This is a genomic window from Marinomonas gallaica (genome assembly GCF_049821165.1).
Taxonomy (GTDB): domain Bacteria; phylum Pseudomonadota; class Gammaproteobacteria; order Pseudomonadales; family Marinomonadaceae; genus Marinomonas; species Marinomonas gallaica.
Genome location: NZ_CP187511.1, coordinates 1,719,615 through 1,741,725 on the forward strand (window position 1 = coordinate 1,719,615; position 22,111 = coordinate 1,741,725).

General features: G+C 44.8%; 18 protein-coding genes. 13 read left to right on the top strand and 5 right to left on the bottom strand.

Annotated features, from left to right (window positions below; genetic code table 11):
• The first annotated feature begins 7 nt into the window (after positions 1 to 7).
• On the top strand, positions 8 to 628 hold the full coding sequence (locus ACPUEK_RS08050; RefSeq protein ID WP_067034665.1) for a LysE family translocator: 621 nt from the start codon (positions 8 to 10) through the stop codon (positions 626 to 628).
• Here ACPUEK_RS08050 and ACPUEK_RS08055 read toward each other — a convergent pair.
• Positions 625 to 2,550: a DNA topoisomerase III gene (locus tag ACPUEK_RS08055; RefSeq protein ID WP_425642874.1), complete on the bottom strand. Its 1,926-nt coding sequence runs from the start codon at positions 2,548 to 2,550 to the stop codon at positions 625 to 627. The genes ACPUEK_RS08050 and ACPUEK_RS08055 overlap by 4 nt on opposite strands.
• A 75-nt stretch (positions 2,551 to 2,625) precedes the next feature.
• Complete coding sequence (locus tag ACPUEK_RS08060; protein WP_067034655.1) at positions 2,626 to 3,111, bottom strand: universal stress protein; 486 nt, start codon at positions 3,109 to 3,111, stop codon at positions 2,626 to 2,628.
• A 380-nt stretch (positions 3,112 to 3,491) separates the two neighbouring features.
• Here ACPUEK_RS08060 and ACPUEK_RS08065 point away from each other — a divergent pair, with 380 nt between their 5' ends.
• A complete protein-coding gene (locus ACPUEK_RS08065; protein WP_425642875.1) occupies positions 3,492 to 4,112 on the top strand; it encodes an FKBP-type peptidyl-prolyl cis-trans isomerase in 621 nt (206 codons plus the stop codon).
• A gap of 55 nt (positions 4,113 to 4,167) precedes the next feature.
• Here the strand turns inward: ACPUEK_RS08065 and ACPUEK_RS08070 are convergent, their stop codons facing one another.
• The 3 genes from ACPUEK_RS08070 to purB form a co-directional block, all read right to left on the bottom strand.
• Entirely contained in the window at positions 4,168 to 4,584 is a 417-nt protein-coding gene (locus tag ACPUEK_RS08070; RefSeq protein WP_425642876.1) for a GNAT family N-acetyltransferase, read from the bottom strand.
• A gap of 4 nt (positions 4,585 to 4,588) precedes the next feature.
• On the bottom strand, positions 4,589 to 5,785 hold the full coding sequence (locus ACPUEK_RS08075; protein ID WP_425642877.1) for a JmjC domain-containing protein: 1,197 nt from the start codon (positions 5,783 to 5,785) through the stop codon (positions 4,589 to 4,591).
• A gap of 75 nt (positions 5,786 to 5,860) precedes the next feature.
• Complete coding sequence (purB, locus tag ACPUEK_RS08080; protein ID WP_067034645.1) at positions 5,861 to 7,234, bottom strand: adenylosuccinate lyase; 1,374 nt, start codon at positions 7,232 to 7,234, stop codon at positions 5,861 to 5,863.
• 191 nt (positions 7,235 to 7,425) lie between these two features.
• Here purB and ACPUEK_RS08085 point away from each other — a divergent pair, with 191 nt between their 5' ends.
• The 11 genes from ACPUEK_RS08085 to ACPUEK_RS08135 all read left to right on the top strand — a co-directional run bounded on the left by ACPUEK_RS08085 (position 7,426) and on the right by ACPUEK_RS08135 (position 22,060).
• Complete coding sequence (locus tag ACPUEK_RS08085; protein WP_425642878.1) at positions 7,426 to 9,027, top strand: methyl-accepting chemotaxis protein; 1,602 nt, start codon at positions 7,426 to 7,428, stop codon at positions 9,025 to 9,027.
• Positions 9,028 to 9,234: 207 nt separating this feature from the next.
• A complete protein-coding gene (locus tag ACPUEK_RS08090; RefSeq protein WP_067034641.1) occupies positions 9,235 to 10,212 on the top strand; it encodes a dipeptidase in 978 nt (325 codons plus the stop codon).
• Between the two features lie 146 nt (positions 10,213 to 10,358).
• Positions 10,359 to 10,904: a DUF5943 domain-containing protein gene (locus tag ACPUEK_RS08095; RefSeq protein ID WP_067034640.1), complete on the top strand. Its 546-nt coding sequence runs from the start codon at positions 10,359 to 10,361 to the stop codon at positions 10,902 to 10,904.
• 52 nt (positions 10,905 to 10,956) lie between these two features.
• On the top strand, positions 10,957 to 13,020 hold the full coding sequence (gene dgcA / locus ACPUEK_RS08100; RefSeq protein WP_067214956.1) for a dimethylglycine demethylation protein DgcA: 2,064 nt from the start codon (positions 10,957 to 10,959) through the stop codon (positions 13,018 to 13,020).
• 89 nt (positions 13,021 to 13,109) lie between these two features.
• Positions 13,110 to 15,023, top strand: coding sequence for a (Fe-S)-binding protein (locus tag ACPUEK_RS08105; RefSeq protein WP_067034635.1), 1,914 nt, complete (start codon positions 13,110 to 13,112; stop codon positions 15,021 to 15,023).
• On the top strand, positions 15,023 to 16,282 hold the full coding sequence (locus ACPUEK_RS08110) for an electron transfer flavoprotein subunit alpha/FixB family protein (RefSeq protein WP_425642879.1): 1,260 nt from the start codon (positions 15,023 to 15,025) through the stop codon (positions 16,280 to 16,282). The genes ACPUEK_RS08105 and ACPUEK_RS08110 overlap by 1 nt, the downstream gene beginning before the upstream one ends.
• On the top strand, positions 16,272 to 17,042 hold the full coding sequence (locus ACPUEK_RS08115; RefSeq protein ID WP_067034631.1) for an electron transfer flavoprotein subunit beta: 771 nt from the start codon (positions 16,272 to 16,274) through the stop codon (positions 17,040 to 17,042). Before ACPUEK_RS08110 ends, ACPUEK_RS08115 begins: the two co-directional genes overlap by 11 nt.
• A 107-nt stretch (positions 17,043 to 17,149) precedes the next feature.
• The gene (locus tag ACPUEK_RS08120) at positions 17,150 to 17,392 is read left to right on the top strand and encodes a hypothetical protein (RefSeq protein ID WP_067214951.1); all 243 of its coding nucleotides are present in this window, start codon (positions 17,150 to 17,152) and stop codon (positions 17,390 to 17,392) included.
• A 459-nt stretch (positions 17,393 to 17,851) separates the two neighbouring features.
• Entirely contained in the window at positions 17,852 to 19,429 is a 1,578-nt protein-coding gene (locus ACPUEK_RS08125) for a BCCT family transporter (RefSeq protein WP_425642880.1), read from the top strand.
• Positions 19,430 to 19,657: 228 nt separating this feature from the next.
• The gene (locus ACPUEK_RS08130; RefSeq protein WP_067214946.1) at positions 19,658 to 20,137 is read left to right on the top strand and encodes a DUF3015 domain-containing protein; all 480 of its coding nucleotides are present in this window, start codon (positions 19,658 to 19,660) and stop codon (positions 20,135 to 20,137) included.
• A gap of 66 nt (positions 20,138 to 20,203) precedes the next feature.
• The gene (locus tag ACPUEK_RS08135) at positions 20,204 to 22,060 is read left to right on the top strand and encodes a DUF4105 domain-containing protein (protein WP_425642881.1); all 1,857 of its coding nucleotides are present in this window, start codon (positions 20,204 to 20,206) and stop codon (positions 22,058 to 22,060) included.
• Positions 22,061 to 22,111 lie beyond the last annotated feature (51 nt).

Below are 22,111 nucleotides of genomic sequence, written 5' to 3' on the forward strand. Positions count from 1 at the left end.
AGCTGCAATGAACTTCGCTCTTTTGTCGGTATTTGTTCCAACTTTTTTCTTTGTTTCTATCACGCCTGGTATGTGTATGACACTTGCTATGACGTTGGGAATGACCATTGGTGTTAAGCGTTCTTTATGGATGATGGTAGGCGAGCTAGCTGGAGTTGGCTTAGTGGCCACCTTGTCGTCTATAGGTGTCGCAGCGCTTTTACTAAATTACCCGACTATCTTTATCATTTTTAAATATGTTGGTGGAGCTTATTTAGCCTACATTGGTGTTTTAATGTGGTTGTCACGAGGGAAAATGGCGATCAAGGCTGATGGTGATAGTGGGCGTCCAGCAAGCGCGTTTGAATTAATGTCTCAGGGGTTTATAACGGCTATTGCTAATCCTAAAGGGTGGGCATTTTTTGTTGCTTTATTACCGCCTTTTCTCGTTCCCGAGCAGCCGTTAGCGCAACAACTTGTTAGTCTTGTCGCAATTATCCTGACTTTAGAATTTGCATGCCTGCTGATTTACGCATCGGGTGGTCGCACAATGCGTACTCTGTTAATGCAGAGTGGTAATGTTCGAATAATGAACCGTATCGCAGGTACGTTGATGGTCGGTGTCGGGATCTGGCTGGCACTTGGCTAGGTTGTGGGTTTCGCTTTACTAGAGCGTTTACTCTTACGAGTGTAGGTGCGTTTCTTTTTAGGTGTGCTGCTTGTTTTGGGTAATGAGGCAAATTGGCTCATAGAGCCTTCTCGGGCGCTGTGTATTAGATTACGTAGCGCTTGATCCAGTTCGTGCATGAAGGTTTGGTAGCTCTGCTTATTCAGACTAATGTCATTTAGCATGGATTCCCATTTTGCTGTCATGTCAGGTACGGTTGTACTGTTCGGTAATGCCTCAATTAGAGCTCGTCCGGTTGGCGTCGCATGTATTTGCTTCCCCTGACGGGTCAAAAAGCTCCGTTTAAAAAGTAGTTCTAAAATACCCGCGCGCGTGGCTTCTGTTCCGAGTCCATCCGTTTCTTTCAAGATGGCTTTGATTTCTTTATCGCTGACAAAGCGGCTGATCCCAGTCATTGCTGCAAGCAGTGTTGCATCGGTGAAAGCCTCTGGCGGTGTGGTTTCCTTGTCGAGAACTTCGCCTTTTTGGCAGTGTATTTGTTGCCCTACGACCAATATAGGTAGTTCAGTGTCTTCCTTTTTGGACTTGGGCATTAGGTGTTTCCAGCCTAATTCTGTAACCGTGATACCTTGCGCAACAAAGTTCCCACCTTCAATCTCAATTAGAATCTTGGTCGCCAAGTATTTGTGGACTGGCATAAACTGGATAAAATATTGGCGTGCGATCAGTTCAAAGACTTTCTGCTCATCATTATTCAGTTTGCTAAATGAACCCGTTTGGGAGGTTGGGATAATGGCGTGATGGGCACCCACTTGTTTGTCATTCCAGGCTTTACTACGTGTAGCAGGGTTCGCTTCTTGTGCCGCTGCAGAGAAGGGAAGGGCTAACGTCTTTAACTGATCAATAATTGTTTTCGCTTGTTTGAACTGTTCGGTTGGTAAATAGCGGCAATCTGAACGCGGGTAGGTAATCATTTGATGGCGCTCATAAAGTGCTTGGCAAACATCAAGGACTTTTTGTGCGGTCATTGAAAAGGCTTTCGCTGCGTCGATCTGCAAGGCCGATAAATTATAGGGAAGCGGTGCTGATTGCTGCTTTGGCTTCTTATCGTATTGTTTTACGTGCCCTGGTTTGTTAGTGATTCTTTTGGCTACATTTTCAGCCAAAGGGCGACTCAAGACACGCCCTTCTTCGTCTTGATAGGGGGCACAGGCTTCACTAGGCTGCCATTTGGCCTGAAAGGGGAGTGTGTTCGTTTCTAAATGAGCGATGACTTGGTAAAAAGCTTTCGAGACAAAATTCTCACGTTCTTTGTCGCGTTGTACAACGAGCCCCAAAATAGGCGTTTGCACACGGCCAACAGATAGTACCCCGTTGTAGCCTGCTTGACGGCCTTTCACTGTATAGGCTCGAGTTAGATTAATGCCGTATAGCCAATCTGCTCGAGAACGCGCTAAAGCTGAACGAGAAAGTGCGGCAAACTCTTGGTTGGATCGTAGTGTATTTAAGGCTTTTTTTACGGCAGCGACGGTTAAATCGTTGATCAACAAGCGTTGAGTTTGTTCAAGCTTTCGCTTCGGTACTTTAGCGAAATGCAATACTTCATCTACCAGTAATTGTCCTTCACGATCGGGGTCGCCAGCATGTACGATTTGCTTGGCTTCTTTTATTAGCTTTTTAACTATGGATAGCTGTTTCTTGGTATTGCTCTTTGCTTTCCATTGCCACTCGGCAGGCACTATTGGTAGGTGATCTAGATTCCATTGCTTATATTGTGGGCCATAGTCATGTGGTTCGGCGAGTTCTAGCAAGTGTCCAATGCACCAAGTGACACAGTCCCCATTGGGAAGCAGAATATATCCATCATGCTTTTTTTGTGGAGTAGGTAGGGCGCTCGCAATCGCTCTTGCAAGACTGGGTTTTTCGGCAATATAAAGGATCATGGACACACAAATTTTGTATATTTATGGTTATTTATACAGTACTTTGCGTGCCCAAGTCTATATTAAGAGTGCTTCTTAATTGATGATTGGTACAACCATAACAGGTACACGGCTGTGATGAACTACTTTATTTGCGGTTGACCCGATAACCATTTGGCCAATGCGGCTATGTGTACGGCTATTCATAATGATTAAGTCAGCACCTACTTTTTCGGCGGTCGCTTCAATGACTTCTGCTGGCGCACCGTGTGCTAATTCAAGTCTAGGGAAAGCTGGCAGTTCTTTCATTTCTTCTGCGTACGCTTCCATAAACTGACCTAAGTAGGTTTGCATTCGTTCCAAGGTAGAACGATCAGCTTCTTCGCGCATTTCTTTGATGGTTACATCTGAGATGTAATTGTTGATCATATTGGCAGCTTGAGCACTAACGGGCTCTATGGCATGCATTAGAACGATTTCTGCTTGATTAGCAATTGCCATATTCAAAGCCATCTCCATAGCTTGGTTAGTTTTTGGCTCTAAATCACAAGCAAATAGAATCGTACGGATTTTCTGTAACATCACTTTTCTCCTCATCAGGATGATTACTAAGTCTAATCCTTCCATATTAAGGTGACGTGACGCAAATCAAATTTGCGTTGTCTTAAAGTAGATTGCTTTGGTTAGCGCTGTCTTGATATCCGTCAAAAATAAAACCAAAGGCTGTAATGGTTAAAATCGCACCAACAAATAGGAACGTGCTCCATCTTTGTTGAGATTTTGTTGGAACTAGTATAATAGCAACCAAGTTTCTCATGATTTTGTCCTACAGTGGAATTTGTGAAAATGATAATTGATATCATTAATGGTGTCTATAGCTTGTTTGTTGTCGATAGTCGGCAACGTTAATTGGTTATGTTATCCTTTGCGCGAATTTTTAACGACACCAAAGAGATAACATCATGTCTGAACTGTCTTTTGACACAAATGAAGCGAAAATTGCTTACGGTATCGGTCGTCAGATCGGTGATCAACTTCGTGGTAGTGATCTAGGCGAGCTTTCCCTAGATCACCTATTTGCTGCGATTAAAGATGCTTTAAATGACCAGCCAATGGCTGTTCCAGCTGAGCAACTAGAAGCCGCATTTGCTGAGCTTCAAGCGACAATGGAAGAAAAATCAAAAGCAGCTGCGGCGGAAACTGTGGCAGCGGGCGAAGCTTTCCTTGAACAAAATAAAACGCGTGAAGGTGTTCAGGTAACCGCTTCTGGTCTTCAGTACGAAGTCATTGAAGAGGGAACTGGTAACCAACCTGTAGCGTCTTCGACTGTTCGCGTGCATTACGAAGGTCGCTTAGTTGATGGTCAGGTATTTGATAGCTCGATTCAACGTGGTGAGCCAATTGAGTTCCCATTAGCTGGCGTTATCGCTGGTTGGACGGAAGGTCTACAGCTGATGAAAGAAGGTTCGAAATACCGTTTCGCAATTCCTGCTGAACTTGGCTATGGCGCGCAAGGCGCGGGTGCGGTTATCCCGCCTCACGCGACATTGGTATTCGATGTTGAGCTAATCGCCATCATCTAACAATGAAAAAAATAGGAGCTTTTAGCTCCTATTTTTTATGCTTAGTTAGGCAAAATTAAAGTGTTCGAACCATTTTGATGTGTGGTTTGCCTGCTTCCATGAATATTCGCCCATCCGTTTCAAATCCATGTGCATGGTAAAATGTTTGAACATCCACCATGGCATGTAAATAGATGTCTTTAAGGTTCATTTCACGTGCAACTTGTAATGCCTTTCTAAGCAGTAAAGTGCCATTACCTTGCTGACGATAGTTGGGTAGTACGGCAAGTCGGCCAATTTGGCCGTCCTCTGTTAGACGACATACACCAATCGGTACAGCCGTTGTTCCAAATGCAACAAAGTGTACAGCGCTTTCATCTTGTTCGTCCCATTCGTCTCGCTCGTCAACCCCGAGCTCTATAATAAAGACTTGACGACGTACAAACATTAGTTGAGCTTTGCTGCTGTTCCAGTCCGATGTCAGAACTTTCATACCGTTATGCGTCCTCGTCTTCGCGTGGCAATGCAATGATTGCTTGATGTTGAAGTAAAAACTTAAGCGTGTCCGGTAATTGAGTGTGCTGCTCAATATTTAGGCCACTAAAATCAAACTCTTCTTGATCGCAAATAGCTTGAATAAACGGCACAAGTTCGGCGTCAACTTCGATAGAGTGTCCGCTGCAGAATAAAGCGCATGACTGTTTATCTTCTGATAAAAAGTAGCAGATTCTTGCATCGCCTGGTCGAATAAAGGTGTCTCCGTTTAAAGCCTGTTGGTAGGTTTCAGAGAGTTCTTCGTCATTTAATTGGACATTGTATTCTGGGTATTTTGACTCACTCATAGACTCTGCTAACCAGCTAGCTAAAAGCGCCGGTGAATCAATCAGCTTAATTAGTTTTTGTTTTAAATGCTCAACATCACTGGCTTGAATCTCAGCATGGTGATCACGCTCTAGTGGTTCCGGCGCAGAGAAACGATCCTTTTCATTTATTTCTTCACAAAGCTTGTCAGTAATGCCTTGTAAGGCAGCTTGCGTCGAAGGTGCACGAAAGCCAACAGAGAACGTCATGCATTCATTGTCTAAGGCACGGCCGTTGTGAGCAAAGTTAGGCGGGAGATATAAAATGTCTCCCGCTTCAAGTTCGTAGTCTTGAGTCGGGTCAGTGGTGAAATTATCTAATATATGAAGTTGAGTATCTTGTAGAGCGCTGTCTTGGTATTGCTCTGGCGACAGAACTTGCCAACGGCGTTTACCGGCCATTTGAACTAAAAATACGTCATATTGATCGTAATGTGGACCAACACTGCCACCTTCTGTTGCATAGCTGACCATTATATCGTCGACACGCCAGCTTGGTAAGAAGTTAAACCGTTCTCTTAGTGCTTGAACTTCAGGGACCCAATGATCAACGGCTTGTACTAAAAGTGTCCATTCTTTTTCTGGTAAAGAGCCAAAATCCTCTTCCTCGAATGGGCCTTGTAGAAGCTGCCAAGGTGTTTCACCGTGTTCAATAACAATACGCGATTCCACCTCTTCTTCCATAGCAAGACCTGCAAGCTCATCGGCGCTGATCGGTAGTTCTATGTCTTTTGCTCCACCACGAATTAATAGAGGCTTCTTTTGCCAATAGTCTTGGTAGAATGTTTTGGCGCTGATGCCTGCGAGTATGCTTAATGGCGTATCGATATTCATATGGGTTCTCATCAAAAAAAAGAGCCGTCATAAGAGCGGCTCTTTGTATATAAGAAAAACAGTTATTGGCCGAGGTTAGTCGCGGATAGCTTTCGCTTGAGCAACAGCATTACCAATGTAGTTTGAAGGCGTTAGAGCTTTTAGCTCTTCTTTTGCTTGTTCTGGAAGTTCAAGCTTATCAACAAACTCTTGCATAATTTCTTGGTTGATCGTTTGACCTCGCGTTAACTCTTTTAGTTTCTCGTAAGGAGATTCTATGCCGTAGCGACGCATAACGGTTTGAATAGGTTCAGCTAACACTTCCCATGAAGAGTTTAGGTCCTCATTAAGGCGCTTTGCATTGATTTCAAGCTTGCTGATGCCTTTCAAAGAGGCTTGGTAAGCAATTAGGCTGTGTGCTAAACCAACACCTAGATTTCGTAAAACAGTCGAATCCGTTAGGTCACGCTGCCAGCGAGAGATAGGCAGTTTAGCGCTCAGATGGCCCATGATAGCATTTGCGATACCCAAGTTGCCTTCCGAGTTTTCGAAGTCGATAGGGTTAACTTTATGTGGCATGGTAGACGAGCCAATTTCTCCGGCGATGGTTTTCTGTTTAAAGTAGCCAAGAGAAATATAACCCCAAACGTCACGGTCGAAGTCGATCAGGATGGTGTTAAAACGACAGATAGCATCGTACAGCTCAGCAATGTAATCATGTGGCTCGATCTGAGTTGTGTACGGGTTCCACGTTAAACCAAGGGATGTTACAAACTTTTCCGCGTGTGCCTGCCAGTCTACTTGAGGGTACGCAGAAAGGTGAGCATTGTAGTTACCAACGGCACCGTTGATTTTACCAAGAAACTCAACTGCTTCTACTTGCTTGATTTGGCGACGTAGACGAGCAGCAACGTTTGCCATTTCTTTACCAACAGTACTTGGCGAAGCCGTTTGGCCGTGTGTACGTGATAGGATAGATTGATCGGCATGTTCGATCGCGAGCGTTTCAATAGAAGAAAGCACGGCTTTCATCTCAGGCAGGATGGCTTCAGCCAATGCTTCATTAAGCATCAATGCATGTGACAAGTTGTTGATGTCTTCAGAAGTACACGCAAAGTGAACGAATTCAGAAACAGCAGCCAGCTCGGCGTTACCAGCAATCTTATCTTTAATGAAATACTCAACCGCTTTTACATCGTGGTTAGTCGTTTTCTCGATATCTTTGATAGATTGTGCATCGGCTTCTGAGAAGTTAGCCGCCAAGTCATCAAGGATAGTGTTTGCTTCAGCGCTAAGCGCTGGCACTTCCACAATTTCAGAATGAGCAGCAAGTGCTTGTAGCCAACGAACTTCTACGATTACACGCATACGAAGTAAGCCGTATTCGCTTACAGAGCGACGCAGAGCATTGGTTTTTGAGCCATAACGCCCGTCGATCGGAGAAATCGCATTTAAGCTGGTTAATTGCATTGAGTTAACGCCTCGAACATGGTTTTCAGGGAAAGGCCATTATAAGGGAAAGGGCTTCTTGGTGCTACGTTAACGGTTTGTAATTGGAATAATATGATTTAGACAAATAACTACATTAAAGTTTTTTATATTAAAAAAGATTTTTCTTAGTATGGAATTATGTTTATTGAAGCTAGTTTATTGGGGTAGTTATGACAATTAATCGTCTGTATGGGTTAGTGATCGGCGGTGTGATTTTTATTTTGACGGCACTGTATGCGGTCACAGAGTATGGTTTAAGCAGTAATCAAGAATCCATTCGCGAAGAGTTTGGGCTAGCTAATGCGATGAGCGCTATGAAAGATGCTCGTTATTACACGGTTCAGGTGCAGCAGTTTTTAACGGATATGGGGGCGACCCGAGGTGATGACGCACTGCCAGAGGCGCAACAAAGCTTAAAAGGGGCAAAGCAGAGTCTAGACAGATTGACGGTATATTTACCTGAGTACACCGCTAAGGTCGCTGATCTTAAAAAACAGCTTGATGCGCTTTATAACTCGGGTTTCCAGATGGCGATGGCGTATATAAATAATGGCACTGAAGCAGGTAATATTCTTATGAAAGGGTCTGGCGGCCTTGATGACGCTTCGGTTGAACTTTCAGATTCTCTTAATGTGCTGGCAAATGAGATTGCGACACGTTTAAAAGTTAGTTCGGAATTATCCATTAGCAATATAGAGCAAACCGAACGGGTGGCTCTGATCAGCAGTTTGTTGTCCGCGATTCTGATTGTTGCTGCATTATTTGTCTTGCGTCAAAAAACGTTACCCGATATTAAAAAGCTAGAAGCATCGCTGCATGATATTGCTCAAGGGGCGCGTGATCTGACGGTAAGGTTGGATGAAAAAGGGGATGACGAACTGGCGGATGTTGCGAAAAGCTTCAATTCGTTTATTCAGAGCTTAAATCAGCTTGTGGGGACCGTTCAGAATCAATCTCATGAGTTATCAAGTGTTGGTGTGCAAATGCTTGAGGCTTCTGAGCGCACCAGTGCGGGTATGGAAACGCTGCAAAATGAAACGCTGGGCATTGCTGGCGCTATAGAAGAGATGCAGGGAACGATTAGATACGTTGCAGAAGGTGCTGATGAAACGGCGAATGCAGCCAAAGAGTCTGATTCTTATGCGCATGAGGTCTCAGGGATTGTTAATAGTAATGCTGTTGCGATAACGAAATTGTCCGAAGGTGTTCAAGAGGCGGCTTTGGCATTGCAGGCGTTGGAGAGTCAAACGGCTGACGTTGGAAGTATTCTGGATGTTATTCGTGGTATTGCTGATCAGACTAATCTCTTAGCCTTGAATGCTGCTATCGAGGCGGCTCGAGCTGGTGAGCAGGGGCGTGGTTTTGCGGTTGTAGCCGATGAAGTAAGGACTCTGGCTCAGCGTACTCAAGAGTCTACCGAACAAATTCAGCAAATGATTACAAAACTGCAAGCGGGTGCACATGATGCGGTGGTTGTTATGGGGAGCAGTAAGCAGCAAGCTGAAGAAACGGTAGAGAAATCAAATGAAGCATCTGAGGCACTTACTAAAATCTCTAGCTCTATTAGTAATATGTCTGCCAAAGCAACTGAAATAGCGGCAGCGATGGAGCAGCAAGCGGCTTCTGCTGAAACAATTGATGTTCGTATTCGTATGATTCGTGATGAGGCGGCGACAACCAGTGTTAATGCAGCTCAGACGAATCAGGCAAGCAAAAAGGTTCAGAAACAAGCCTCAGAATTGAGTGGTTTGGTTTCTTCATATCGCGTTTAAGCATATTTCTACTATCATTTCTAAGGGCGCAACAGTGCGCCCTTTGTTTATATCATTCCTGCTTGGCTTGTGCCGTAGTGTAGGTCGGTTTTGGTATCGCTAAAGTCGCTTACAGCCACTAATAGTTTTAGGGTAAGTCATAAACTGACCCAATCGGAAGGTATTGCTTCCACTTGATCCTATATTCGATATAGAAGGAAAAGAACGATGAATGCAGCAGAATTACATGATAAGGCTATTGTGATCGATGGCTTGATTTGTGCGAATTGGAATCGCGAGTTATTTGAAGACATGGCCAAAGGTAAACTGACTGCGGCAAACTTTACAATGTCGTTCTGGGAAAACTTTGAAGGTGCTGTGCAAAACATCGCTGACATGAATAAGATGATCGATGAAAACAACGATCTACTTACGAAAGTTCGTACCACAAAAGACATTCATCGTGCCAAAGCAGAAGGCAAAACTGGCGTTATTATGGGCTTCCAAAATGCGCACCCTTACGAAGATCAAATTGGTTACGTTCAAATTTTAAAAGACCTAGGCGTGGGTATCACACAGATGTGTTACAACACCCAAAACTTAGTGGGCACAGGCTGTTACGAGCGTGACGGTGGTTTGTCGGGGTTTGGTCGTGAAATCGTGGCAGAAATGAACCGCGTTGGCGTGTTGTGTGACTTATCTCACGTGGGGCCAAATACAGCAAAAGAAGTAATTCTTGAGTCTAAAAAGCCTGTTGCATACTCTCACTGCCTACCATCAGGTCTAAAAGAACACCCACGTAACCGCTCCGATGAAGAGTTGAAATTCATCGCTGATAATGGTGGTTTTGTTGGTGTCACTATGTTTACACCATTCCTACGAGCAGGCGTTAATGCCACGATTGATGATTATGTTGAAGCGATTCAATACGTTTACAACATCGTTGGCGAAGACGCGATCGGTATTGGTACAGACTTCACTCAAGGTCACGGCGAAGATTTCTTTGAATACCTAACTCATGATAAGGGTTACGCACGTCGTCTTACTCGCTTCGGAGAGATCATTAACCCGAAAGGCATTCGTACTGTTGGTGAATTCCCTAATTTGACTGAAGCGCTTCTTCGTCATGGTTTTACGGAAAGCCAAGTGCTGAAGATTATGGGCGAAAACTGGGTGAACCTGCTTGCTGAAGTATGGGGCGAGTAGTTTTTTTTTATGTTTATGCCGAAAAACGGCTTATAGCGATCAAAGGAAGTCGATAACTGCAAAGTTCATCGGCTTCAACTTTGTTTTAATAGAGTTTTAGGAGTCGCGATGCGGTTCCAGCTTACAATAAGAATTGAGGTGTAAAAATGGGTGTACATGCTCCAGAAATGCCAATCGAAGTAAATGATGAAACAGGTGTATGGACAACAGATGCGTTGCCAATGCTTTACGTTCCACGTCACTTCTTTGTAAACAACCACATGGGTATCGAAGATGAAATCGGCGCAGAACGTTACGCTGAGATTCTTTACAAAGCTGGCTACAAATCAGCTTATTTCTGGTGTGAGCAAGAAGCTGAGTGTCACGGTCTGTCTGGTGCTGATGTTTGGCATCACTACCTAAAACGCCTTTCTCAACGCGGTTGGGGCTTCTTCATTACGGAAGAGTTAGATATCGAAAAAGGTACAGCAAAAGTACGTTTAGAAAATTCAGCTTTTGTTTACCACTACGAAAAAATTCACGGTAAAAAAGTCAATCGTAAAATCGATTACATGTTTACTGGTTGGTTTGCGGGGGCGCTTGACCAAATCGCGGAAGCGCAAGGTCTATCTGTTCGCACTAAAGCAGAGCAAACGCAATGTGCAGCCGAAGAAGGTTGTGATGTGGGTTACTTCGAAGTAACACCGCTTTAATTATTATTATATTAATTGTCAGTCTATCGTTTAAAAAAGGCGGGGTTCCACTATGTCCCAGTTTGATGCGCTGTTTCAGCCACTGAATATCAATAAATTAACCATTCGTAACCGTATTGTCAGTACGGCTCACGCAGAGGTTTATGCAACCGACGGTGGTATGACTACCGATCGCTATGTTAAGTACTACGAAGAAAAAGCGAAAGGCGGTTGTGGTTTGTGTATCTGTGGTGGATCAAGTGTTGTATCCATTGACAGCCCACAAAGCTGGTGGAGCTCTGTCAATTTATCGACAGATCGTATTATTCCTCATTTCCAGAATCTTGCTGATGCAGTGCACAAGCACGGCGGTAAGATCATGATCCAGATTTCTCACATGGGTCGTCGTTCTCGTTGGGACGGTGAAAACTGGCCTAACCTTATGTCTCCTTCTGGTATTCGTGAGCCGGTTCACCGTGCGACATGTAAAACAATTGAAGTAGAAGAAATTTGGCGTGTTATTGGCGACTTCGCACAAGCGGCACGTCGTGCGAAAGAAGGTGGCCTTGACGGTGTGGAGCTGTCTGCGGTACACCAACACATGGTTGACCAATTCTGGTCTCCTCGTGTAAACAAACGTACTGACGAATGGGGTGGTTCTTTCGAAGGTCGTATGAAATTTGGTCTTGAAGTTGCTAAAGCGGTTCGTGCTGAAGTAGGTCCAGACTTTGTTGTAGGTATGCGTATCACAGGTGACGAGTTCCATCCTGATGGTCTAAACCACGACGACATGAAACAAATTGCTAAGTACTACGACGACACAGGTCTAATTGACTACTTTGGCGTTGTTGGTTCTGGTTGTGATACACACAACACGCTAGCGAACGTAATTCCAAACATGAGCTACCCGCCAGAGCCATTCCTACACTTGGCAGCAGGCATCAAAGAAGTAGTCAGTGTTCCGGTTATTCACGCACAGAACATCAAAGATCCAAACCAGGCAAAACGTATCGTTGAAGCGGGTTATGTTGACTTTGTTGGTATGACACGTGCACACATTGCTGACCCGCACTTGATCGCGAAAATCAAAAACGACCAAGTTGATCAGATTCGTCAGTGTGTGGGTGCAAACTACTGTATCGACCGTCAGTATCAAGGTCTTGATGTTCTATGTATCCAAAACGCGGCGACCTCTCGTGAATACATGGGCTTGCCTCATATTATTGAGAAGACTGAAGGACCTATCCGCAACGTAGTGGTTGTTGGTGGTGGCCCTGGTGGTATGGAAGCAGCGCGTGTTGCAGCAGAACGTGGGCACAAAGTTACGCTTTTAGAGCGTGCTGATGAGTTAGGTGGTCAGATTACGATCGCATCTAAAGCGCCTCAGCGTGACCAAATTGCTGGTATCACACGTTGGTTGGTGATGGAGCTTGATCGCCTAGGTGTTGATGTTCGCACTGGTGTCACTGCCGATGCTCAGATGATTCGTGATCTGAAGCCGGACGTGTGTGTCATGGCGACAGGTGGCCGCCCATACATGGAGCAAAACCCAGCATGGGGTGCGGAAGAGGGTTTATGTGTATCGAGCTGGGATATCCTAAACGGTAAAGTTGAACCAGGTAAGAATGTTCTTATCTACGATACAATCTGTGAATTCTCAGGCTTGTCAGCAGCTGACTACCTATCTTCTAAAGGTTCATTGGTTGAAATCGTTACTGACGATATTAAACCTGGTGTTGGTATCGGTGGTACAACGTTCCCAACTTACTACCGCTCTCTATACGAGAAAGAAGTCGTAATGACGTCTGACTTCCTACTAGAGAAAGTTTACCGTGAAGGTGACAACCTAGTAGCGGTGCTTGAAAACGAGTACACAGGTCAGCATGAAGAGCGTGTTGTAGACCAAGTGGTGATTGAAAACGGCACTCGTCCAAACGAAGAGCTTTACTACGAACTGAAAGAAGAGTCTCGTAACAAAGGTCAGCTTGATGTTGAAGCAATGTTCGACATCAAACCACAGCCAGTACTTTCTGAAAGTGGTGATGGCATGATCTTGTGGCGTCTAGGGGATTGCGTATCTCAACGTAACACTCACGCTGCAATGTACGATGCTCTACGTCTATGTAAAGATCTATAATCGTTTAGCCATTCAAAACTAAACCAACAAAACCGAACCCAAGAGGCGGCAATGCGGCCGCCTCTTTATTGCTATATGAGGGTTGAAAGATGGTTATCGACTGGTTACCTTCTGTTCTTATTGTTGTACTGCTTGCTTTAGGTGTTATCGGCGCGTTACGCCGTGTCAGTCTATGGCGTGCAGGCCAACCTGAAAAAGTCAATCTCATCGCTGGTCTGCTAGCGATGCCCGGACGCTACCTTAAAGATTTGCACCACGTAGTTGAGCGCGACAAATATATGTCACGTACACACGTTGCAACGGGTGGTGGTTTCGTTCTTTCTATGGTGCTTGTGCTGATCGTGCATGTATTCAATGTTCAACAACAAATTGTTGCTTGGGCGTTGATTGGTGCGTTGCTGATTATGCTGACAGGTGCGTTCTTTGTTTTCAAACGTCGTCTTAATCCACCTGAGCGCCTGTCAAAAGGGCCTTGGATGCGCTTGCCGAAAAGTTTGATTATTTACTCGCTTACTTTCATCGTTTTGACCCTACCAGCGGCGGGCATTTTGCCAGACGCTTCAGGCAGTGTCTTAATGATCGCTGTATTGAGTGTTGGTATTGTCATCGGCCTTGGCGAACTGTTGTTCGGTATGGGCTGGGGTGGACCAATGAAACACGCCTTCGCAGGTGCACTTCATTTAGCATTCCATCGGCGCTCAGAGCGTTTTGGCGGTGGCCGTTCTACAGGTCTTAAGCCGGTAAACCTTGATGGTGATGTACTTGGTGTTGCTAAACCGAGTGATTTCAAATGGAATCAGCTACTTGGTTTTGATGCGTGTGTACAGTGTGGTAAATGTCAGGCGATGTGTCCTGCCTTTGCTGCGGGTCAACCATTGAACCCGAAAAAGCTTATTCAAGACATGGTTGTTGGTCTTGCTGGTGGTACGGATGCGAACTACGCAGGTAGTCCTTACCCAGGTAAAGAAGTAGGCAACGCAAAAGGTGGTCCGAATGAGATTATCACTGCGGGTCTTGTGAGCCAAGAAACACTATGGTCATGTACGACTTGTCGTGCCTGTGTTGAAGAGTGTCCGATGATGATTGAGCATGTTGATGCGATCGTTGATATGCGCCGTTTCCTTACTATGGAAAAAGGTGAGACACCAAACAAAGGTTCAGAAGTACTTGAGAATATTATCGCTACAGATAACCCAGGGGGTTATGCTCCAGGTAGTCGTACTAACTGGGCGGCCGACCAAAATCTAGCGGTAATGAAAGAGAAAAAAGAAACCGACGTATTGTTCTGGGTCTCTGACGGTGCATTTGATATGCGGAGTCAGCGTATCCTTCGTGCGTTCGTTAAACTAATGAAGCATGCAAATGTTGATGTTGCAATTCTAGGTGATGAAGAGCGAGACAGTGGTGATGTGGCACGTCGTTTAGGTGATGATGCAACTTTCCAAAGCCTTGCGCAGCGTAACCTAGCAACGCTTGGTCAGTACAAGTTTAAGAAAATTGTGACAACCGATCCACACGCTTACCATTGTCTACGTAATGAATACGCTGACTTTGATAAAGAGGGTGCATTGGAAGGTGTTGAAGTTTTGCACCATACTACATTCTTAAATCAACTGGTTCAGTCTGGAGCCTTGAAGCTTGATGCGTTCAAGGGTGGCAAAGTAACTTATCATGATCCTTGTTATTTAGGGCGTTATAACGGTGAGTACGAAGCGCCACGTGAGCTCTTGCGTTCTTTGGGTATCGAAATCGCTGAGATGGAACGCTCTGGTTTCCGTTCACGCTGTTGTGGCGGTGGCGGTGGTGCTCCAATCACGGATATTCCAGGTGAACGTCGTATTGCTGATATGCGTATGGAAGATGCGAGCACAACGGGTGCTGAGTTAGTAGCCGTAGGTTGTCAGCAATGTACTGCCATGCTTGAAGGTGTTGTTGAGCCTCGTCCAGTGGTCAAAGACATCTCTGAAATCCTAGTGGATCAATTAGCTGAGGAGGTTCACTAATGAGTGACATCATTCGTCGTGACCCGCGTGCAGAGTGGATTATTCGTAACCGCCTGCACCCACTACATGATCAATACGCAAACCAAGAAGAGGGCGGCGAAGTTCGTGGCCCTTCAGGTTTGCTCCGTAAATTCCCACATAAAGTTGGGTTTATCGGACCGAATGGCATTAAGCGTATTGACCGTTTAAAAGGTAACTCATCTGCACCGAAAGGGAAGCGTTCATCGGCTGCTCAAGAGGTTCAATTGCCTCTGCACAAAGTGGATAGCCCTGAATACTACATCATGGTTGTCGCGGATCTAGTGGGTGGTCGTTTGACTGGTCACGATAAAGATATTTTAGGTCTTGCGCATAAATTGATTGCAGAGCAAGGCGGTAATGGCGCCGTCGTTGCTGTGTGTTTCGGTGAGGTAAAAGAAGAGCATTTCGATACAGCGGGCGTTGACCGCCTATTGCATATCGATGGTGAAGCGTTTGAAGGTTATTCGCCTGAGGCTCGTGTACAAGCATTGGCTCAAGTAGAGGCTCAATACCCAGTTAAGCACTGGTTGTTCCCTGACAGTATTCATGGTGGTTGTGATCTTGCTTCTCGTTTAGCGGCTCGTCTAGGTGAGCGCCCTGCGACACAAGCTTGGCAAGTAAATGCTGAGCAGACAGTAAGCCGTGGCGCTTCTGCTAGCTTAGATATAACGCGCAAGACACCAAAAATACTTATGCTTCTTGAAGAGTGTGCGGATGCAATTGACGAGTCGCGTCATGAAGCAACACCGATTACGTTGGACGGCGTTTCTGTGTCTGCGCCAACGATTCAAGACCAAGGTCTTATGGACGTCGATCCAAATGCGATCCCAATGGCTGAAGCTGAGTTTATATTATCGGCTGGTAATGGTATCCATAACTGGGATCAATTCCACGACGCCGCGAAAGTGTTGGGTGCGACAGAAGGTGCTAGTCGTGTGGCGGTAGACGATGGCTTCATGCCTCGTTCACGTCAGGTTGGTGCTACTGGTACGTGGGTAACGGCACGGGTTTACATCGCTGTTGGTATCTCTGGCGCGATTCAGCACATGCAAGGTATTGGTCAAGTAGATAAAGTAGTTGCGATCAATACTGATGCTGGTTGTGATATGGTTAAACGCGCCGCGCTAAGTGTTATTGGTGACAGTGAAGAGATTCTTAGTGAGTTGATGAAACTGGCTGCTGAGCACAAAAACACAAGTGTAAGTGATCAAGCAGAGGAGGACAGTCATGCCGCATAAAGTGATTTCTTTAATCTCGGTAGGTCGTCACCCTCAGTCTGGTCGCTCTCGTCGTGCGGACCAAGATAGTAGGGCGGTTGAGTTAGGCCTTAAGTTAGCTGGCACTGATTTAGACGTCGTTCATGCCGGTTCTTCGCAGGAGCCTGTGCTTCGTCAATATGCCGGCATGGGGCTTCCAAAAGTCACAGTTCTTGAACAAGACGAAAGTGCCGACGCATTAGTATCTATTGCTGATTACTTAAAAAGCGAAAAAGCCGACATCGTTTTAACGGGTGTTCGTGCAGAGAGTGGAGAGTCATCAGGTATGACGCCTTACATTCTTTCAGAGCAGCTAGGTTGGCCGATTGTTGCACGCGTTGCTGACATCGTTGACATTAAAGAGGGTGAGGCTCAAGTGTTACTTGCGCTTCCTCGTGGTCAACGTCGTCAAGTAACCGTCAAGCTTCCTTTTATTGCGTCCATTGATAATGCTGCTGAAGCAGCACGACAAAGTGCGTTTGGCCCAGGTCTACGCGCTAAGATGGATAGCCAAAAGGGTTCTACAGTTGAAGATTCTGTTCGTGTGGATTGGAGCGAAGCGCCTGCTAAAGCGCGTCCAAAGCGTCTGAAGATTGTGAAAGCGAAAACCGCTGCCGATCGTTTTAAAGCGGCTACCGCAAAACCACAAGGCGGTTCTGGTAAGGTGATGAAGAATGAGTCTGCGCAAGAGCAAGCGCAAGCTATATTCGATCTTCTTATAGAAGAAAAAGTTATTCGATAGAGTGGCTTTATTATAAAGAGGGGGGGTTAACAGCTGTTAATCCCCCCTTTTTTGAGTTACATTCCCTATCCTGTTATTTCAAGTTTCTATGATTAAGGCTGTTTCTTATGATGATTGTCGATTTGATTGATGAAGTTGACTTCAAAGAGAAAATGCTTGGAGTGGGTGCCCCAGTAAAAGATTGCCAAACCCTTGAAGAAGTGGATAGTGCTTTGAAGGTTTGGGCTAATGATGCGCCGCAAAATATATCAGTGATACAAAGTGCTTGCAGTGAGCTTGAGGCGACTGGTGCAACAATCCTTCCAGATGTTCACGTTGTTATAAAAAACTTTTTGAAAATTCCGAGCTAGTATTGCTTTCAATAAGCTTTTTCTTATGTTTCCCTAAAGCATATTAGCTAGTGTCTAGTATGCTTTAGTCTTTATATTGTGCAAATATAACCTCTTGTTTTAGCGCGTTAATTTAGAGCGTTTTTGATAATTTAGTGTGCTCCATTATGGCTCGCCTGAGCTAATATCATGCAGATGTAAAGAATCTGTCTTGGTCTTCTGTTTTATTTCTATGCCTAAAATCAATGCTTGTCGTGTCTGGTCATAATGCGTTCAAAGCCTGTCGCCTTTAGGCACCAAATGCGCAAATAGTCGTCGTACTATCATAAGACGGTGCAAAAAATGTGCGTCCGAAAAAGATAGGCACTGACCTATCAAAAGATTTATAGTGTTAGACCAAAACAATGACTGTTCACCTAGGCTGGATTTCTGGCGAGTCTAGGTGAGCGGTTGCTGACTTAAACTAGGTGGAGTAACAGAATGGACCAAAAAACTAAAAAACGTCCTAAGTCGTCGGATTATACGTCCGACTACAAAGCGGGGCAGGATAACGTCCAAATCCTCGGTATGGATGTCAACAACCCAGTATTTACTACAAGTGCTGTGGCGATCATTGCCTTTATTGCTTTTGCTTTGATTTTCCCTGGTCAAGCTAAAGACTGGATGGTGGGTGCGCGTGGTTGGTCAATCGAGACGTTTGATTGGTTGTTTATGATTGGCGGTAACATCTTCGTGTTGTTCTGTCTTGCGTTGATTGTTTTGCCGGTTGGTAAAATTCGTCTTGGTGGTAGTGAGGCGCGTCCAGAATTCTCCACTATGTCTTGGTTCTCCATGTTATTCGCGGCTGGTATGGGTATCGGCTTGATGTTCTGGAGTGTGGCTGAGCCAGTTGCATACTACACAGACTGGTGGGGTACTCCTCTAAATGTAGAAGCAAACACACCAGAAGCGGCTTCTGCTGCGATGGGCGCAGTAATGTTCCACTGGGGTTTACACCCATGGGCAATTTACGGTGTTGTTGCGCTAGCGTTAGCGTTCTTCTCGTTTAATAAAGGTCTTCCGCTTACCATTCGTTCAGCTTTTTACCCTCTATTGGGTGAGCGCTGCTGGGGTCCTATTGGTCACTGTATTGATATCATTGCTGTTATTGCGACGATCTTCGGTTTAGCGACTTCTTTAGGTCTAGGTGCGTCTCAGGCTGCTGGTGGTTTAAGCTTCCTGTTTGGTATTGAGAACAATATCTCTACTCAGATCGGAATCATCATCGTTGTAACAAGTATTGCCGTTGTTTCTGTAATGCGTGGTCTTGATGGTGGCGTTAAAGTACTAAGTAACATCAATATGATCCTTGCGGGCATATTGGTACTGTTTGTTGCTATCTTTGGCTCAATTACTGGTTTCTTTGGCCATATTTTCAGCACAACTGTTTCTTACGCGGAATACATCTTCCCTCTAAGTAACTGGATTGGTCGTGATGACAATAAATTCTACGAAGGTTGGACTGTGTTCTACTGGGCTTGGTGGATTAGTTGGTCTCCATTCGTAGGTATGTTCATTGCGCGTGTGTCGAAAGGTCGTACGGTTCGTGAGTTTATGATCGCGGTATTACTTGTACCAACAGTTGTTTCGATCATCTGGATGTCTGCATTCGGTGGTCAAGCGCTTGACCAAGTACAAGGTGGTGTAGGTCAACTTGCTGGTGGTCTAGGCGACGTATCTAGCGCTATGTTCCAGATGCTTGAGAACTTGCCTCTGCAAACATTGACTTCGATTGTTGCCATTATTCTTGTATTGGTGTTCTTTATTACCTCTTCGGACTCAGGTTCATTGGTAATCGACTCTATTGCCGCTGGTGGTAAAGTTGAGACGCCTGTGCCGCAGCGTATTTTCTGGGCGACTATGGTCGGTCTGATCGCTGGTGTATTATTGTTCGGTGGTGGCTCAGAGGCTCTAAGCTCTCTACAGGCTGGTGCTGTAACAACAGGTCTACCGTTTACCGTAATCCTTCTGTTGATGTGTGTGAGCATCTACAAAGGTCTACGTTCAGAGTTGAACTAATCCAATTATATTGATTAATTAGGTTAGCCTTAAATAAGAGCCGCACTAGCAGATGTTAGTGCGGTTTTTTTTGTAAGATTTTTGTATAAATCCATAAAAATAACTTCAAATGCTGGAGTAATTGAAGTGAATGCATAATACTCTGCAGCGCGATTATGGTGACCTCTTTTAGAGTAGCTAAGATGCTAATATAAAAATCTTATTTGAATGGAATTCAAGGAAAATATTATGAAAAAAGTTATTTTGTCTGCAATGCTAGCAACGGCGTCTGTTTCTTCTTTTGCTGCATACGGTCCAGCGGGTTGTGGACTAGGTACAGAAGTCGTATTCCAAAATGCGGACGAGTGGCATGAGCACGTTCTTGCTGCAACTACAAACGGAACTTCCGGTAACCAAACTTTTGGTATGACTTCAGGGACGCTAGGTTGTGATGTTCCTGATGCTCCTTTGGCTGGTGGTGTAGCGATGTTTATTAATGACAACCTAGAACCTTTGGCAGTAGATTCTGCAAAAGGTGACGGCGAAACATTGAATGCATTAGCAGATTTGATTGGTGTTCAAGGTAATGACAAAGCGTCGTTCAACCAAGTAATGCAGTCGAACTTTGATACTATCTTTGCGTCAGCAGAGGTGACTCCTGAAACAGCTTACCAAGATATCGTGACAGTGATGGAGAAATCTCCAGAGCTAGCTAAATACCTAGGCTAAGAGTTGTTGATTAGTTAATTTATGAAAGAGCGGGCTAGCCCGCTCTTTTTGTTTAAACGGATTTTTATGCGATCACTAGCGTTTTTTTCCTGTCTCGCTATTGGGGCGACGTTTCCCCAAGCACATGCTGCTGAAGACAGCGTGTTGTCTTCTTTAGCACAAGATCCTCAGTGGCTTAGTATGCTCCATTACGACAAAATTGGTGTTGTAAAGCAAGTCGGTAGTCAAATAGAAGATCCAAACTTTTTTCTCTCTTCGGAAGGTCAGATTTCGGCTAAAGCTGAGCTGTTGGCAACATATAAAGCTTTTACGTCAAAGCTTTCTGTGCAAAACCCCAATGAATCTGCTCAATGTCGTTTTCCTGGGCGCTTAGCTTGGTTGCAGGCTAAGCTTCCAGGTCGTGATTGGGTTGAACGTTCATGCTCTGACTTTGAAGAATGGCGCCTTCAGTTAGATGCAGAAAAGATCTTTCTTGTATTCCCTGCCGCGTACCTTAACAGTCCCTCCTCCATGTATGGGCATACACTGTTTCGTGTAAAAAAGCGTGGCAACGAAACCCCATTGTTAGATTACGCGGTTAATTACGCAGCCAATACTGATCCTGAAGATAATCAGTTGGTCTTCAGTTATAAGGGCCTTACTGGGGGCTATCCTGGTGTCCTATCCGTGATGCCTTATTACCAGAAGGTTAAAGAGTATAATTTCTTAGAAAATCGTGACATTTGGGAATATGAGCTTTCTCTTACGCCTTCAGAGGTTGATCAATTTGTGCGGCACATTTGGGAAATGAAAGGGACGTCAATGCCTTATTATTTCTTTTCACAAAATTGCTCCTATCAATTGTTGACGATGCTTGATGCTGCCAGTCCGCGTTTGAATCTTGCTTCACAGTTTTCTATCTGGGCTATCCCTGCAGATACGGTACGTGAAATGAAGCGTCAAGGTGTGCTTGATGAGGCGAATTACCGTCCATCCACCCTAAACAAAATTCAGAATATGTTAGCGCAAGTGTCTCCTAAGCAAATCGAATTAGCGAAAAATTTGGTGGAACCTGAGACTTTAGATTTATCGCAATTAAATCAATTGAGTGTTGTGCAGCAAGCGCAAACATTAGATGTGGCATACGAATACAGTCGTTATCTGTCGGCACGGAAAAAATCAACACTTAGCCATCTTAGTAGCCGCTCAATCAAGCTTCTCTCTTTGCGTAGCAAGCTTGCAGTACCCAAAGTATTTGAGGTCGTAGAGCCGCCTCTCATTCGTGATGATCAGGGGCATGAAACAGCTAGAGTTGGTGTGGCTGCAGAATCTAGAGATGGTCGGAGTTATGGGATATTGGATTACCGGCCTTCATACCATGATGTGTTGGATCCAAAGGGTGGGTATCTAACAGGTGCTGAGCTTTCGATGTTTGGTGGTTCGTTGCGTTGGAGTGATTCCGAACAGCTTCAGGTAAACCATTTTAATTTCGTAAATATTCATTCTATGGCTCCTAGAAACGCTCTGATGTTGCCAAAATCTTGGCATGTGAACGCCAGCCTTATACGTGATATTACGCTTGAGGATAATTTGGTGTTTCGTCTGAAGGGTGGGGCTGGGGTGACGCAACAAATTGGCCAGAACTCATTGTTAGCTTTTTTTTGGAATGGTAGTGCGTCGGCTGATAATGACTATCACGATGGATACCAACTTGAAACAGGGCCGCAGATAAAATGGATTTGGAATGGAGACGTTTCCAATTTGTCTTCCAGTTACCAGTACTTGTTTGATGTAAACCGACATAATGCTGAACGACAAGAGGTTAAAGTGGATTATTCTCATACGATTGCTAAAGGTTGGCAATGGCGAGCGGGTGGGCAATATAGCAAAACTCGTGATGATGAGTGGGGCGTTACGCAATTATCTGTTTTCCATTATTTCTAATCTATCATTTTAGTCTTATAGAAGTGAGCCACAAAAAAAGCCAGCTTAAAG